The following is a 17,078-nucleotide window of genomic DNA, read 5'->3' on the forward strand; positions in this document are numbered from 1 at the left end:
AAGCATTCCTTTTATGAATCCATAGATTAACACTGAACAGGCACTACGATCCCTTCTTTCCGGCTTTTCTCAGCTGCAAATCCCATGAGGTGACTTTCGATGGAAGCTTCCAGTGTGGAAGTCAGCATATTCGGGTCATTGGCATGTATTGCCATCACAAAATCAGCCATCAGGCGGAAATCACCTCCGCCATGCAGGTCGGTTGTTTCTGCCCATTGTTCTTTTTTACCATTTTGAAAACTGGTGATTACCATTTCGGTCATATCACCTACAATATCACCGTGACTGCCCATTACGCGGGTACGCCGGCCTTCATAGGAAGTAAACGCCTGCAAAGAAAAACTGGCTGTAACACCGCCTTCGAATTGCAGGTTGGCCACATAATGATCCGGCTGGTCATTGTCCATCTGGTAAACACATCTTCCATAATCGGTTGTGCGTAACTGTTCCAGTATATAATCTCCCTGTGCATCCTTGTCTTCGGGCAGATCAAATACATAAGTACGTTCCCGCATTTTGTGATAAATTTTAATCGCGGAATAGGGGCATTCTTCTTCTACTTTGCAACCATCGGTACATCTGTGCGTGCTGCCTTCCGGTGCATTTTCCTCACGGAACCACCTGAGGCCACCAAATGCATGAACTGCAGTACAGGGTTTGCCAACCAGCCAACGAAGAATATCAAGATCGTGACTTGCTTTAGCTAACACAATAGGGGTTGTAGTTTCACTGTTTTTCCAGTTCCCTCTTACATAGGAATGGGTCATGTGCACATGTTCGATGGGTTCGAGGTGCTGGATACTGATTAATTCTCCAATGGCCCCGCTTCTGATCAGGCTGCGGAGTTTGCGGAAATAGGGGGCATATCTCAATACATGGCAAACTGCTACAATTTTTCCGGAGGCGCGGGAGGCTTCCAGGATCTGGCGGCATTCTTCTTCTGATGGTGCGATCGGTTTTTCCAATAACACATGATATCCTGCTTTCAGTGCTGCGAGGCAGGGACCCACATGCAGGCGGTCAGGTGAAGCAATAATAACTGCATCCGCGAAGCGGGGTCTTGTAAAAACATCTTCCCAGTTCAGAAAGCAATTCTCAGGCGCGATTTTATGGGTTGTAGCGTAACGCTGGTTTCGGATCGGGTTGGGTTCTGCCACCCCAATGATATCAAACTGCTGGGAGTACTGGGATGCAAACTGTCCGTATACATAACCCCGGCGACCGGCACCAATCACAATAGCAGTAACCGGTTTTTCAATTGTTTCAAAACGTTCGGGTAACAGAATATGGGTGGTCTTATCATCATAGGGGAACTCCTTAAAATTCGTCGTCATAACCAATCTGTTTTATCGTTCAAAAAAATAAGGTGAAAGGTACGAAGGGTAGGGGGAGGGGGAGATGAGGATTTGGTTAAAAATATGGAGGAAAGGAAGAGGGAGGAAGGGAAGAGGGGGTGCTGATTAACAAAGGGTTATGATATATAACATAATCTTTATGGGAATTTAGCTTGCGGGGCGGGCAAATAGCTGTACCTTTGCGCGCCCAAAGGCAAATTTTGTTCGGGTACAGAAATCGAGTTATGAATATTAGGAATATAGCCATTATTGCACACGTTGACCATGGTAAGACTACCCTGGTTGACCGGATTCTTCACACCACCAAAGTGTTCCGCGAGAACCAGGATACAGGCGAACTGATCATGGACAACAATGATCTGGAACGCGAACGAGGAATCACCATCTTTAGTAAGAACGCAGCTGTTACTTATAAGGATACCAAAATCAATGTAATTGACACTCCGGGTCACGCCGACTTCGGTGGTGAGGTAGAACGCGTATTAAAGATGGCCGATGGGGTGATCCTGTTGGTGGATGCGTTTGAAGGTCCCATGCCACAAACCCGCTTTGTGTTGCAGAAAGCCCTTCAGTTGAATCTGAAACCCATCGTGGTAATTAACAAGGTAGACAAGCCTAACTGTCGCCCTGATGAAGTGCATGATGCTGTATTCGAACTGTTTTTCAACCTGGATGCTACGGAAGAGCAGCTGGATTTCCCCACCTTCTACGGTTCGGGTAAAAATGGCTGGTTCAATAATACCAATACACAATGTGAAGATATCACGCCGTTGATGGATGGTATTTTACAATATGTACCGGAGCCTAAAGTGGAAGAAGGTCCGTTGCAAATGCAGATCACATCATTGGATTACTCCTCCTTCCTTGGACGTATTGCCATTGGTAAAGTACAGCGCGGTGCAATTAAAGAAAATCAGCCGATCGCGTTGATGCAGGCAGATGGTACTGTTAAAAAGCAGCGCGTAAAAGAACTCTATGTGTTTGAAGGAATGGGCAAGCGTAAGGTAACAGAAGTGTTGGCCGGCGACTTGTGTGCTGTAGTAGGATTGGAAGATTTTAATATTGGAGATACCATTTCTGACCAGGAAGTAATGGAAGCATTACCGGTGATCAGTGTGGATGAACCAACGATGAACATGCTGTTCAGCATTAACAACTCTCCTTTCTTTGGTAAGGATGGCAAGTTCGTGACTTCACGTCACCTGCGCGACCGCCTGATGAAGGAAACAGAAAAGAATCTCGCACTTCGTGTGTTCGATACAGATAGTGGTGATAGTTTCCAGGTTTATGGTCGTGGTATCCTGCACCTGGGTGTATTAATTGAAACCATGCGCCGGGAAGGATATGAACTGACAGTAGGACAACCACAGGTTATCTTAAAGAATATTGATGGCAAGCGTTGCGAGCCATATGAAGTGTTGGTAGTGGATGTGCCGCAGGAATTTGCATCTAAAGTAATCGACCTGGTTACCCGCAGAAAAGGTGAAATGCATGTGATGGAAACCAAGGGTGATATGCAGCACCTGGAATTTGAAATTCCTTCACGTGGATTAATTGGTCTGCGTACGCAAATGCTGACTGCTACAACCGGAGAGGCTGTAATGGCGCACCGGTTCCTGGAATACAAACCCTGGAAAGGACCCATCCCTGGACGTAACAATGGTGTACTGATTTCCAAGAATACCGAGAAGACAACAGGTTACTCTATTGATAAATTACAGGATCGCGGAACCTTCTTTGTGGATCCGGGAGAAGATGTGTATGCCGGCCAGATTGTGGCGGAAAACATCAAGCCAGGCGACCTGGTGGTAAACGTTACAGAAGGTAAGAAACTGACCAACCACCGTGCCAGCGGAAGTGATGATGCAACCCGCATTGCACCTAAAACGCTGATGAGCCTGGAAGAGTGTATGGAATATATCCAGCACGATGAGTGTATTGAAGTGACGCCGAACTTTATCCGCATGCGTAAGATCCATTTGGATGAAAACGAGCGGATTCGTCAGGCGAAGTCAATGAAGGCTGAGGAGGTTTAAATCACAAAAAAAGTGATTTCAATAAGCATTAGCCAGGATGGGTACTACCTATCCTGGCTTTTTTGTGTCAGTTGCTAAAAAAAATGACCATCTGCTCAATGAAATGAGCAACTTACCAATATTAGCAGGAACTTAATAGAGCAATAAACGTTCCATGCTCACCCGGGTAAAGTTGATGTCAATAGTATGCTGTATGTTGTGCTGGCTAATAAGCTGGAGTCAGCCCAGGGATTACCATCTGCAGTTATTTGATCATAAATCAGGCATTCAGGCAGGAACCATCACTGCACTGACAACAGATCAGCAGGGCTTTTTATGGATCCTGTATCCGCGGCAGGTGCAGTGCTTCAATGGGAAAAAGCTCGAGTCGTTTAAACTTCCGGTCAGCTCCAACCGGTTGTTTTGTGATGCGCAGAACCGGATTTGGGTTAGTTCGAATCATCACCTGTTTCTCTACTCAACGCAACAGCGTCGGTTTATTGAAACCGGAATCGAAGGAATTGATAGTACGGATTACCTGGGAGATCTCTTTCAGTTACACAACCAGACTGCCTCTCTTTTGACAAGTAAGGGATTGTTTCAGTATGATGAAGCAACCAAAAAATTCAAAGCTTCGCCGGTTCGTCTACCTATTGCCGGGCCTATTAGTGTCAGGGTATTTGCTTCAAAGGATGGGGTAATCTATTTCAGAAAGGCCAATACCCTGTTCCGGTACCAGTTCAGCAATGGACGAGTAGACAGTTTGCCAGACAGAAACGCGATGAGAATCTTTGCGTTGACTCCAGACAGCTTACTGGTTACAACCTGGGATAATACAAGTTACTGGTATCATTTCCCAACAGCTGCAGTTAATCAGATTTTCCTGCCGTCGGGATTATCAAGTCTCGAATCGGGGTCCTTCGGGGTTAGAGCTGTTGGATTTATTCGGCCCGGGACCTATCTGTTTGCTTCCCGGGAAGGTATTTTTGAATACAACCTGGCCGCCAGGAAATTGAGTCGGCCCAGATTCTTTTTAAATGGCCGCAAAATTGGAACGAATGATTTTGCCAATTACCTGCACATTGATGCACATCGGTTTGTTTGGTTGGCTAATATTGACGGGATAGGCAGGTTTTCGGCAGACAGGCAGACGATCGGACTGATACGCTTACGCAAGCTGGATGATGAAAAGCCGGTTGGTATAGATAATATCCGGAAGATAACAGAAGATCGAGAAGGGAATCTTTGGATTGCAACGGGCCATGGGCTTGCCTGCAGAAATAAAGCAAGTGCTGAATGGATGTATTTTCCTCCTGACCTGAAAGCCACCAACAAGTTGAATTACCCATCCATTCGGGGCTTGGTTTATGATGGCAAAAAATTAATAATTGCTCCGACGGATCGGGGGATCTGGCTGATGAATCCAACTACCTTTCAATATGAAAGGCCTTTTTATGCCAATGATTCTGTTCGTGTATTGAGTGAACAGGACTTTTATGATGATCTGTATACCCTTCAGGATGGAAATCATTTGCTGGCGGGTCGGGATGGCTTGTATTTACTGAATGGGAAAAGCTATCTCCTGTCAAAATTGGATATCCCTCCCTCCCGGGAAAACTCCAACTACATTGTTCAGTCGCCGAATGGAATAATTTGGATAACTACCCAAAAAGGCTTGCATTGTCTGGATAGTAATCTGAATTACATTGGTGAAATCGCACTTCCGTTTCAAGATAAATTCATATCCTGTACCTATGCATTGAAAGATAATTCCTTGTTATTCGGTTGTTCGGCAGGGTTATACACAGTGAAGTTGGAGAAAGGGCAGGCGGTTATCCAGCCATTTTCCAGTTTATTTCAGGACATCATAGTTACTACCCTTTACCAGGACAGCATAGGGGCCATTTGGGCAAGTTCCGAAAAGGGTATTTACAGATACGATCCTGCCAATTCCAGTTTAAACTTATTTGATCAATCAGACAATGTACAGGGCTTTGGCTTCAATGGAAACAGTTGGTGGAGAAGCAGGGATGGCACCCTCTATCTGGGAGGAACGAATGGCATGAATTATTTCCATCCGGAAAAATTTGATATAAGCGGGGAAGAATTATCTGTTTATCTCCGTCAGGTGCGTTTTGGAAGTACCGATTCCTTGTTTCATGATTTTAATAAATCCTTACAGTTGCAGTATAAGGATCGTGATTTGGAAATTGAATGGAGCGCTCCTTATTACAATAGTCCATTGAATGTTTACTACCGGTATCGCCTGACTACAGAAGAGCCCTGGAAGGAAATCGGGAATTCAAATCTGGTAAGAATCAGTTCTCTTTCACCCGGCCATTACCAATTTGAACTCGAGGCCAGCTTGAATAAAGTAAATTGGATAAAAGCTCAGCAAGTTTTCAGTTTTTCCATTCATGAACCCTTTTGGTTGTCAATATGGTTTATTACATCCGTGCTTGCAGTAGCTGTATTCCTAGTATGGCTTTTGTTGCATAATAGAAATAAAAAACTGGAGGCCAAGCAGGAAGAGCTGGAAGCTCAGCAGGCGATCCATTTTTTTGCAACCAGCATGAATGAGTATGCTGCGGTTGATCCCATGTTATGGGATGTGGCCCGTAACTGTATAGGTCAGTTAAAGTTTGAAGATTGTGTTATATATCTGTTGGATGAAGAACGAAATGTTCTGATTCAAAAAGCTGCGTATGGCCCAAAGAGCGGACTCGGAAACCAGATTTTATCTCCAATTGAAATACCTGTAGGGAGCGGGATAACCGGCGCTGTCGCAGCTAGCGGTTTAGCTGAAATTATTTCGGATACTTCAAAGGATAACCGATATATACCAGATGATAAACATCGGCTATCTGAACTGACTGTTCCCATTATAGCAGATGGAAAAGTGTTGGGCGTAATTGATTCCGAACACTCAAAAAAAGGGTTCTTTACTCAAAAACACTTGTCCATATTAACCACCATTGCGTCCTTGTGTGCCAACAAAATAATTAAAGCACGTGCTGAGCAGGAGCGACAGCTGGCAGAAAAAACACTCATGGACACAAGAAAAAAAATGGCTGATATTGAAATGCAGGCACTACGCGCGCAGATGAATCCTCATTTCATTTTCAATTGTTTAAACTCCATCAACCGGTATATTGTTAAAAGTGACCAAGTAACAGCTTCCTTGTACCTCACAAGATTTGCAAAACTGATCCGCCTGATTCTGGATAACTCAAATAACCGATCCATCACCTTAAGCAATGAACTGGAAGCATTACAGCTTTATCTCGAGATGGAATCGATTCGTTTTGAGAAACAATTTAATTATCAAATTTGTCTGGCTGAAGGCCTTCAACCCGATACCATTTACGTACCCCCGCTTATCATACAGCCGTATGTTGAAAATGCCATTTGGCATGGACTTCTTCATTTGGATAAACCGGGGGAATTAAAAATTGAACTGCGACTGACGGGATCAAATTTATTAGAATGCTGCATTGAAGACAATGGCATTGGCAGAGAAAAGGCGGCTGTTTTAAAAAGCAAATCAGCCGCTACCAAAAAATCATTGGGAATGCGGTTAACAGAAGATCGACTGGCACTACTGAATAAGGAAGAGGGGGTGCAGGCTTCAGTAGAAGTTAAAGACCTGTTAGAAGATGGCCGTTCTCTTGGAACCCAGGTAATCCTTAAAATTCCGATTGACGATTAAAATTCAGCATATGATACGGGTTGTATTAATTGATGATGAGAAGAATGCACTTGAAATGATGGAGTGGTTACTTCGTACCTATTGTCCCCAGGTGAGGATTGAAGCTATGTGCCTGGGTGCGGAAGAAGGAATAAAGGCGATTACAAGCCATCGTCCGGACTTGGTTTTCCTGGATATTGAAATGCCCAGAATGAATGGATTTGATCTGCTGGAGCAGTTCGATCCGCTTTTTTTTGATGTGGTATTTTGTACCGCTTATGATCAGTTTGCGATTAAGGCGTTTAAATATGCAGCCCTCAATTACCTCCTAAAACCGATAGATCCTAAAGACCTAGCAGACACCATCCAGCGGGTAGAGAAAAAAAACAGTCTCCCCATGAAGGAACAGCTGGAAGTTTTATTTACCAGTTTGCAACAACAGAAACCAACGATCTCCAGAATTGCGCTGACCACCGGAGACGGAATGATCTTCGTTTCAACCAATGATATTATTTATTGTCAGGCTGAAAGTAACTACACTCAGGTGGTTTTGAGCAATGGAAAAAAAATTATGGTTTCCAAAGTATTAAAAGATATCGACGAAGCATTGGCAGGCGAAGATTTTTTCCGTATTCACCATTCTTATCTTATCAACCTGAATCATATCCAAAAATACGTAAGGGGAGATGGCGGCTATCTTATCATGTCTGATGGAACAACGATTCTTATTTCAAGGTCCCGTAGACAGGAATTTATGGAACGGTTTTCCAAATTTTAGGTAAATGACATAGAAAAAAATGCAACCCACTCAATGGTGCAGGGAATCGGGTAAAAGGGATACTAGTTTTGTGTAGCAAATTCAAATACACATTAACTATTAAACCTATCACAATGAAATTTCTGACACGTCTTTTGATGATTGCAATCAGTAGTATTTTACTTTTTTCCTGCGCTAAAGAAAAAGAAGAGCCAGTAAACATTACTGGATTTTGGCAAGGTAAAATTGGCGAAGGACCAGTTCCTCCATCCGGACAATATGCAGTTCAGATTTACCCTGACGGCAAAATTGAAAGAATCAATAGTAATGGTACTGCTACGGCCGAAGGGACCTGGAGTTTGCAAGGGAAAAAATTTACAGCCAGCTATCAATTTAAAAATGGTAATACCCTGGTAACCATCGATGGTCAATATAGCCGGTCATCTAAAAAACTTTCAGGAAACTGGAGCAACAATGGAGGGGAACAGGGAACCTTTACGTTATCTCGTTAGCTAAATGTCTTGCACTTGTATGTGCTCTCTCCTTACCTTGTATTAACTGGTATCTGACACCTATGCTAAAATAGTTTCAGAAAAGAGCATTTTCACATAAGGCCGGCTTTGGGATATGGTTTAAATTAGAAAACCATGTTTCAAAGGCGGCTTTTTTATTTGTTGGGCAGGTCGTTTAGCCTGTGTTTTCTGTTTTCTTTCCTGCTGACAGGTTGCGCGCCTGACCTGCCGGAGGAGATTGAACAGGCCTATGAGCAATTGCCCGATAAAGTGGATTATAACCTGCATGTCAAACCCATTCTGTCGGATAAATGTTTTTCCTGCCATGGTCCCGACCAGGCAAAAAGAGAAGCCGGACTGCGGCTCGATCTTTCTGAGGCTGCTTACGCCGAATTGCCTGAAACACCTGGTAAAGTGGCGATTGATCCGGGCAGCCTGACCAACAGTGAACTGTTTCATCGCATTTTATCAGAGGATCATGACTACCGGATGCCTACACCGGAATCCAACCTGCAATTAAGCACGGAAGAAAAAGCCATCCTGATCAAATGGATCCAACAAGGTGCGGAATTCCAGCCCCATTGGTCCTTTGTGACACCGACAAAACCAGCTATACCAAAGGTTCAACAAAAAGAATGGGTACAAACTCCGGTGGATGCCTTCATCCTGAAAAAACTGGAAGAAAAAAAACTGTCGCCTTCAGATAGGACATCTAAAGAATTGTTGTTGCGCAGGCTGAGTCTTGACTTAACCGGTCTGCCGCCAACAGAGGAAGAAATCAACGCGTTTGTAAAAGACAATTCACCTAAGGCAGTAGAAAAGCAGGTGGACCGCTTGCTGCAATCGCCACAGTTTGGTGAAAAGATGGCGGTCGACTGGCTGGACCTGGCAAGATTTGCCGACTCGCATGGATATACGGTTGATGGATTAAGAGATGTATCAGCTTACCGAGATTGGGTGATTGCTGCATTCAACCGCAATATGCCCTATAACCAGTTTATAGAATGGCAACTGGCAGGGGATCTGTTACCGAATCCAACCAAGGAAATGAAAATTGCCACTGCCTTCAACCGGATGCATCCGCAAAACCTGGAAGGTGGTGTTATTGAAGAAGAGTTTCAGACGGAATATGTGGTGGATCGGGTCAATACTGTAGGAACTGCTTTTCTCGGACTCACCATCAGTTGTGCCCGCTGTCATGATCATAAATACGATCCGGTATCACAGAAGAATTTTTATGAGCTCTACAGTTTCTTCAATACGGTACAGGAAGCGGGACAAATATCCTTTGACCTCACCATGCCATCCCCTTCCATGTTGCTCACGGATGAAGAAAAAGACAAGGTACTGGCCTTATTAAATCAGAAAATAAAAGAACAGGAGAAAAAACTGCTTACTAACCAGGAAGCATATACGAAGCAGGCACAGCAATGGATAGACCAGGAAAAATACAAATCCATGCAGCAGGTGCGCGTCCCCGTTACCGGCTTACAGGCTTCCCTGAATTTTGATGGAGGAAATCTTCGTTCGGCTGGCGGAACTTCCAATAGTACGGCTGCCATGAAACGGGATTTGAGTTATTCGGCGGGAGATCCTCCCAAATTTGTTGCATCTCCCGGTGGAAAAGCCTTGCTCCTGAATGGTGATGAATGGCTGGATCTGACTCCTGTTGGCGCGTTCAAAAGAAATGATCCGTTTACAATCCATATCAATTGCTGGATTCCAAAAGATTTCAAGGAAGGGGTGATTTTTCATAAGACCATCGCGGAGCGTTTATTCAATTATCGCGGTTATCATCTCTATTATAAAAATGACCAGCTGGAAATGGGCATATCCCATGCGGCACCCTCCAATGCACTGACAAAGGTTTCGAAGCAAACCATACCCAAGGAAGAATGGATTCAGCTAACCATGACCTATGATGGATCTGCTACTGCAGCAGGCATGAATCTGTACCTGAATGGGAAGCTCATGCAGATGCAGATCACCATGGATCAGCTCACAAAAGATATACTGCCACCCTGGAATGCAAAGCTGGGTTTGCAGGTGGGCGCCTGGGATCGCGGTCTCGGTTTCAAAAACGGAAAAGTGGAAGAAGTGCTGGTATACGATCGTGCCCTGAGTTCGCTGGAGTTACTGCAACTGAGTAATGCAACAGCATGGAAATTGCTGATCAATAAACCTGCTTCCGGCTTAACTGCAAACGAAAGAACCCTGCTCCAGGATTATTACCTGGCCGCACAAGTTCCGGCACTGAAACAGGACGCAGCATTGTTAAAAGCTGCCAGGCAGGAGCTAACGGATACACTTACCCGCATACCCGAACTCATGATCATGCAGGAGAGTAAGCAGCCAAAAAAATCCTATATCCTGGATCGCGGACAGTATGATGCAAAAACAATCGAAGTATTTCCCAATACCCCGGAAGCTATCTTTCCGTATGATTCCAAACTGCCTAAGAACCGCCTGGGATTGGCCAACTGGTTAACGGATCCAAAACATCCGCTAACTGCAAGGGTGGCGGTGAACCGGTACTGGCAACTGTTCTTTGGAAAGGGATTGGTCAAAACAACCGAAGATTTTGGTAACCAGGGAAGTTTGCCTTCTCATCCGGAACTGCTGGACTGGTTAGCAGTGAGTTTTGTGGAATCAGGATGGGACCTGAAGCAGCTCATCCGGCAACTGGTATTATCGGCGACCTATGCACAAAGTTCGGTGCCATCAGAAAAAAGCAGGCAGCTGGATCCGGAGAATCTATACCTGAGTCATGCTTCTCCAACCAGGTTGAGTGCTGAAATGATACGCGACAATGCACTTGCTGCAAGTGGTTTGTTGGAACCTTCGATTGGAGGGAAAAGCATCAAGCCCTACCAGCCTGCGGGTTTATGGGAAATCAATAATACCAGTTACCAGGCGGATACCGGTACAACGGTTTACAGAAGAAGTTTATATGTGCTGATCAAACGATCAGTGCCCAATCCAACATTAGGCACTTTTGATGCGGGAGATCGGAGTTATTGTGTGGTACGGCGACAAGCAACCAACACGCCCCTGCAGGCACTGGTAACACTCAACGATCCGGTTTTTGTGGAGAGCTGTAAAGTGATGGGAGAGCAGATGGTAAAGATGGGAAATTCGGACAAAGCTATTGAAACCATCTTTCTTAGGTTAACCGGACGAACACCAGATCAAAAAGAAAAAGAGATTTTACTGAATGCAAAAACCAAACAGTTGACACTTTTTAAAAAGCAGGCAAAGAAATTAAAAGGATGGCTGGAGGCTGGTCAATATAAAGTGGATGCGTCTTTGCCAAAAGAAGAAATTGCTGCGAATGCTGTAGTAGCCAGCCTGATTTTAAACTCCGATGCTACAATTACCAAACGTTAACCTATGTGTGATTCTCATAGATCTCCAAAACCACCCGGATGGTCGCCCGACCTGGATCAGTTGCAAAAGCAATTGAATAGGCGTCGTTTCCTCACAAGAACTGCCATGGGCCTGGGTTCCATAGCGCTGGGGTCATTGATGGGCAATACACTGCTTGGAAAATCTATTAGTAAGATCGCTTCAGAAGATGCATCACTTAGCCTGGAACAGGAAATCCTGCAAGCCATTCCGCACCTAGTACCCAAAGCGAAAAGAGTGGTGTACCTGTTCATGAGTGGAGGACCATCACAATTTGAAACCTTTGATTACAAACCGAAGTTGCTGGATATGTTTGGGCAGCCATTGCCGGATTCAGTACGCCAGGGCCAACGATTAACCGGCATGAGTGCGGGGCAGGCAATCCTGCCGGTGGTACCATCTATTTACAAGTTTAATCAATATGGAAAATCGAATACCTGGGTCAGTGAATTGTTACCACATACAGCGCAGGTAGTGGATGAACTTTGTATCATCAAGAGTATGCATTCTGAGGCGATCAATCATGATCCGGCCATCACCTTTTTTCAAACCGGAAATCAATTACCGGGCAGGCCTTCTATAGGTTCCTGGATAAGTTATGGGTTAGGAACAGACAACCAGAATCTGCCATCCTTTATTGTACTGGTATCTAAAAACGCTGTGAAAGATCAGCCCCTGTATGCGCGCTTATGGGGCAATGGATTTTTGGCAAGTGAACATCAGGGTGTGCAGTTTCGTGCGGGTAAGGATCCTGTTTTATTCCTGGATAATCCGGAAGGATACGATGGCGAAGACAGGGAGGAGATGTTGCAATCACTCAAGGAATTAAATGAATACCAGAATGAAGTGAACAAGGATCCGGAAATAGAAGCCAGGATTGCTCAATATGAAATGGCCTATCGTATGCAAACCTCCATACCCGAGGTGATGAGTCTGAAAGATGAGCCGGATGAAGTATTTGAATTATATGGTCCGGATAGCCGGGATCCCGGCACCTATGCCGCGAATTGCATCCTGGCGCGTAAACTACTGGAGAAGGATGTGAAGTTTGTACAACTCTATCACCAGGGATGGGATCATCATGGTGGCCTGCCAGCCGGTATGGCCAAGCAATGTAAGGATACCGATCAGGCTACTGCGGCATTGATAAAAGATTTGAAACGAAGGGGATTGCTGGAAGATACACTGGTGATTTGGGGAGGTGAATTTGGAAGAACCGTGTATTCACAAGGCAAATTATTCCCTGATAATTACGGGAGGGATCATCACCCGCGGAATTTTGCCATGTGGATGGCGGGTGCAGGTGTAAAAGCCGGAATGAGCTATGGCGAAACGGATGATTTCAGTTACAATATTGTAAAGGATCCGGTGCATGTGCACGATTTCCAGGCCACCCTCTTACACCTGATGGGGATTGATCACGAGCGCTTCACCTATAAATACCAGGGCAGAAGATTCAGGCTGACCGATGTTCATGGTAAAGTGATAAAAGGAATTCTAAGTTGAGATGATATTACTTGAAATCAGCCAGTTTCTGGGACGATTGCATCCACTGATCGTTCATCTGCCAATTGGTATATTATTTATTGTCCTGTTGTTTGAATTGCTGGCGTATAAAAAAAAGTACAGCCATTTGCGGGATGCCATCCCTTTACTCAGCTGGCTGCTTTTTGCGAGCACCTTATTCGCAGGCATTTTCGGTTATATTTTATCGTTAGATGGCGATTACCCGGGACCGTTAGTAAGTCAACATCAGTGGGCGGGTATTATTTTGTGCCTACTGGCGCTCGGTATGGCTTTGTTGCAATCGGATTGGTTTCATCAAAAACGCAGGTTCCCGGTGCTTGTTCAAACCTCAATATGGGTGGTGATTGCGTTGCTTACTACCTATGCCGGTCACCAGGGTGGAAGTCTAACGCATGGCGAAGACTATTTAAGCCTGGAAGTACTGAGAGCGCAAAAACGTTCGAAGCCGGATTCTTTAGAAGCGGCCCTGGTGTACGAAGATGTCATCCAGCCCTTATTGATCCGGCGATGTGGCCAATGTCACAATGAGGGCAAGAAAAAAGGACAGTTATCGGTTACCAACCTGGCTAAACTGTTGAAAGGAGGAAAAACCGGTCCTGCTTTGGTGCCTGGTGATCCCGAAAAAAGTGAACTGATCCATCGCATCAAACTGGATCCATCGGATGAGAAGTTCATGCCTACGGATGGAAAAACACCCCTGACAGCAGAAGAAACTACCCTGCTGACCTGGTGGGTAAAAGAAGCCGGTGCGGCAGGAGGTAAATCGCTGGCCAGTCTTGCTGTTTCTCCTGAAATCCGCTCCATTGTTGCGAAGCAATTAGGGATGGAAGCCGGGAATGGTGGGGAAGCAGCAAAGGAAACGACAGAGCAACTGAATATCCCACCAGGGCTTGCAATCAAAGCAGACAGCACGGCTATCCGGCAATTGAGAGCAGCCGGATTCATGGTGCGGTTGCTCTTACGGGAGCCGGAATTATTGGATATCACCTTACCGGAAGGCACTAAAGTAGATTGGAAAGCACTTGAGCCGTCACTGGGTAGCTTATCCAAACATACCCTCTGGCTCAACCTGGCTGGCAATAACCTGACTGAAAAAGAACTTCAGGTATTAACACAGTTCACCAACCTGGAAAAATTGCGGCTGGATAAAAACCCTGTGGGCGATGAACTCCTGCCCTTACTGGAGCCCCTTCAGAGGTTGGAAGCAATCAATTTAGTCGGGACGCGGATCAGTGAGGCGGGACTGACAAAATTAAAAGCTGCCGGCACGATTAAAAGAGTCTATTATTCGGAGTCCTCATCGCCCTAATTAAAAGCGGACAGCAACTGTTCGAAAACGAACACTGATTGACTTGATAATTTTACTAAAATTCAGAAAATCAATTTATTAGAGACTGGCACAGGGGTTGAATCAGAAAATGCATGTTTCGAAATTACCTGCTTACAGCCATTCGCAACCTGCGCCGGAATAAGATCTATTCCCTGATTAATATGCTGGGACTCAGTTTGGGTCTCGCTGCCGCAATTCTGATTCTTTTGTATGTAAAAGATGAAGTCAGTTATGATCGGTTCCATGCGCAGTTGCCACAGATTTACCGGGTTTATAATACCAGTGTAAATGAAGAAACCAAGGAGATTCGGAAATCTGCCATCACCGGCTATTTTCAGGGGCCACGATTCTCCGCCTCTGTTCCGGAAATCAAGTCCTTTACCCGATTACAGAACAATTCGGTTGATTTAAAAAAAGGGACAGAAATTATCTCGCAGGATATGTTCTATGCAGACTCTGCCTTCTTTGATATATTCAGTTTTCCCCTGCTTCATGGTACCGCTTCCAGTGCACTAAAGGAGAGGCGTTCAGCAGTTGTATCTGAAAAAATGGCCATTTCCTATTTCGGCAATTCAGATGCGGTAGGTAAGACCATGCTGATTAAAAAGGAAGATGGTGGATTTGAACCCTATACAGTAACTGCCGTTGCAAAAAATTGCCCGGAGAACAGTAGCATCAAATTCGAATTGTTGTTACCGATGGTTGTACCACCACAGGAAGCTGCCAATGATGAAAACTGGTTCAATTTCTTTTTGAATACGTTCGTCGTATTACATCCCAATGCGGACAAAGCAGTAGTGGAGAAAAAAATCCAGGCAGTATTTGATAAGGAATCCGCTGATATCATGAAAGAGCTGTCGGCGAGATTCAATGTAAAACTGACAATGGACTATGGACTGCAGCCCTTTTCGGATATTCATCTCAGTAAGGACATGGGTGCTACCAATGGATTGGCAGGAGCCAGCAATCCTATGTACTCCTATATTCTAACCGGAATTGCTTTATTTATCCTGCTCATTGCCTGTATCAATTTTGTGAACCTCACGGTTGCCCGGTCCATCAAACGTGCAAAGGAAATTGGAATTCGGAAAGTGGTAGGTAGCAATCGCTCTCAATTGATCTTTCAGTTTTTGGGCGAGTCGGTAGTCATCTGCATGATCTCCTTTCTGATGGCATTGGTTATTTCTCAAAGCCTGTTAGGATTTTTTAATCAGCTTTCGAATAAAGCCTTGTCGCTTTCTTATCTATTAGATCTGAAACTGATAGCCGGCTTCATCGTATTGTTCCTGGTAACCGCGTTCCTGGCGGGTTTCTATCCTGCCCTGGTTTTATCCGGGTACGATCCGGTTAAAACATTATACAACCGGTTTTCCCTGGCTGGAAAAAATTATTTACAGAAATCATTGGTGGTAGTCCAGTTTGCACTGGCATCCTTCCTGATTGTAGGAACACTCACGATATATTCCCAGTTTGAATACCTCACTAGTTTTGAAAAGGGCTATGATGATTCCAATATGGTATTGGTCAACAACTGGCGGATGCAACACAGTGAAGCTGATCTCTTCCGGAATAAGTTGAAAGAACATGCCGGCATCCAGGATATCAGTTTCAAAAATGGTGGTTCCTGGGGAACCCGGGCAAGAGTGAATGGAACACAGGAAATCCAGTTTGCCTATGAAACGGTGGGGGTGAATTATCTCCCGATGTTAAAGATTCAATTGAAGGAGGGAAGGAATTTTTCAGCCGATTTGCCAACTGATTCCACTCAATCGATACTCGTAAACGAAACCTTTGCTAAAGAGGCAGGCTGGACAGATCCCATTGGAAAAGAAGTGGATTTCTGGTACAGAGATCAGAAACATACTGTAATTGGCGTAGTAAAAGATTATCATTATGAAGGCTTGCATCAGAAGATCGGTCCGCAGTTGTTTACCATGTTGCCTTCCAATCAATATGGTCTGGCCCTGATCAAGATAAAGCCTGGCAGCTCTACCAGTGCCTTGAGTCATATTGAAAAAACCTTCAAGTCTGTTTTCCCGCTTAATCCCTATTCTTATGAGTTTATGGATCAGGTAAATCTTCAACAATATGAATCAGAAGAGCGCTGGAAAAAAATCATGCTGTTCAGCGCAGTGATCACCATCTTCATCTCCTGTATCGGCCTGTTTGGATTAGCTGTTTTATCAACCGAAAAGAGAACCCGTGAAATCGGAATCCGTAAAGTATTGGGGGCTTCTGTACAGCAGGTAGCAACTATTTTATCGAAGGATTTCCTGTTGCTGGTGGCGATATCCTTACTCATTTCCCTGCCGCTTGCCTGGTTGGCAGCCAGCCGCTGGCTGGAAAATTATCCTTACAGGATCCAGTTGGGATGGAGTTTATTTGCGCTTGGAGCCTTACTTGTATTGGGAATTGCACTATTAACTGTTAGTTTCCAATCCATTAAAGCAGCGCTGCAAAACCCGGTCAGGAGTCTTAAAGTGGACTGA

At 44.8% G+C, this 17,078-nt stretch carries 9 protein-coding genes; 8 read left to right on the forward strand and 1 reads right to left on the reverse strand.

All coding sequences use genetic code 11. The features are described from left to right. Positions 1-26 precede the first annotated feature (26 nt). Positions 27-1,334, reverse strand: a complete 1,308-nt coding sequence (locus MD536_RS12380; protein ID WP_239600073.1) for a Gfo/Idh/MocA family protein — start codon at positions 1,332-1,334, stop codon at positions 27-29. A 245-nt stretch (positions 1,335-1,579) separates the two neighbouring features. Between MD536_RS12380 and typA the strand changes: the two genes are divergently transcribed. The 8 genes from typA (at position 1,580) to MD536_RS12420 (ending at position 17,078) form a co-directional block, all read left to right on the forward strand. Beyond that, positions 1,580-3,391 (forward strand): translational GTPase TypA, encoded by a 1,812-nt coding sequence (typA, locus tag MD536_RS12385; protein WP_239600086.1) that lies wholly within the window; start codon positions 1,580-1,582, stop codon positions 3,389-3,391. Between the two features lie 193 nt (positions 3,392-3,584). Continuing rightward, a complete protein-coding gene (locus MD536_RS12390; protein WP_239600088.1) occupies positions 3,585-7,079 on the forward strand; it encodes a histidine kinase in 3,495 nt (1,164 codons plus the stop codon). A gap of 10 nt (positions 7,080-7,089) precedes the next feature. Beyond that, positions 7,090-7,836: a LytR/AlgR family response regulator transcription factor gene (locus MD536_RS12395; protein WP_239600100.1), complete on the forward strand. Its 747-nt coding sequence runs from the start codon at positions 7,090-7,092 to the stop codon at positions 7,834-7,836. A 113-nt stretch (positions 7,837-7,949) separates the two neighbouring features. Next, positions 7,950-8,327, forward strand: a complete 378-nt coding sequence (locus MD536_RS12400) for a hypothetical protein (RefSeq protein WP_239600102.1) — start codon at positions 7,950-7,952, stop codon at positions 8,325-8,327. A 135-nt stretch (positions 8,328-8,462) separates the two neighbouring features. After that, the gene (locus tag MD536_RS12405; protein ID WP_239600104.1) at positions 8,463-11,714 is read left to right on the forward strand and encodes a DUF1553 domain-containing protein; all 3,252 of its coding nucleotides are present in this window, start codon (positions 8,463-8,465) and stop codon (positions 11,712-11,714) included. 3 nt (positions 11,715-11,717) lie between these two features. Continuing rightward, on the forward strand, positions 11,718-13,238 hold the full coding sequence (locus MD536_RS12410) for a DUF1501 domain-containing protein (RefSeq protein ID WP_239600105.1): 1,521 nt from the start codon (positions 11,718-11,720) through the stop codon (positions 13,236-13,238). A gap of 1 nt (position 13,239) precedes the next feature. After that, complete coding sequence (locus MD536_RS12415) at positions 13,240-14,568, forward strand: c-type cytochrome domain-containing protein (protein WP_239600107.1); 1,329 nt, start codon at positions 13,240-13,242, stop codon at positions 14,566-14,568. A 113-nt stretch (positions 14,569-14,681) separates the two neighbouring features. Next, positions 14,682-17,078, forward strand: a complete 2,397-nt coding sequence (locus tag MD536_RS12420) for an ABC transporter permease (RefSeq protein WP_239600108.1) — start codon at positions 14,682-14,684, stop codon at positions 17,076-17,078.

This window comes from Flavihumibacter cheonanensis, assembly GCF_022352215.1.
Classification (GTDB): domain Bacteria; phylum Bacteroidota; class Bacteroidia; order Chitinophagales; family Chitinophagaceae; genus Flavihumibacter; species Flavihumibacter cheonanensis.

What these genes read in the sequence shown, in the direction of transcription:
- MD536_RS12380 (WP_239600073.1), bottom strand. Translation starts at nt 1,334, where the DNA reads ATGACGACGAATTTTAAGGAGTTCCCCTATGATGATAAGACCACCCAT.
- typA (WP_239600086.1), top strand. Translation starts at nt 1,580, where the DNA reads ATGAATATTAGGAATATAGCCATTATTGCACACGTTGACCATGGTAAG.
- MD536_RS12390 (WP_239600088.1), top strand. Translation starts at nt 3,585, where the DNA reads ATGTTGTGCTGGCTAATAAGCTGGAGTCAGCCCAGGGATTACCATCTG.
- MD536_RS12395 (WP_239600100.1), top strand. Translation starts at nt 7,090, where the DNA reads ATGATACGGGTTGTATTAATTGATGATGAGAAGAATGCACTTGAAATG.
- MD536_RS12400 (WP_239600102.1), top strand. Translation starts at nt 7,950, where the DNA reads ATGAAATTTCTGACACGTCTTTTGATGATTGCAATCAGTAGTATTTTA.
- MD536_RS12405 (WP_239600104.1), top strand. Translation starts at nt 8,463, where the DNA reads ATGTTTCAAAGGCGGCTTTTTTATTTGTTGGGCAGGTCGTTTAGCCTG.
- MD536_RS12410 (WP_239600105.1), top strand. Translation starts at nt 11,718, where the DNA reads ATGTGTGATTCTCATAGATCTCCAAAACCACCCGGATGGTCGCCCGAC.
- MD536_RS12415 (WP_239600107.1), top strand. Translation starts at nt 13,240, where the DNA reads ATGATATTACTTGAAATCAGCCAGTTTCTGGGACGATTGCATCCACTG.
- MD536_RS12420 (WP_239600108.1), top strand. Translation starts at nt 14,682, where the DNA reads ATGTTTCGAAATTACCTGCTTACAGCCATTCGCAACCTGCGCCGGAAT.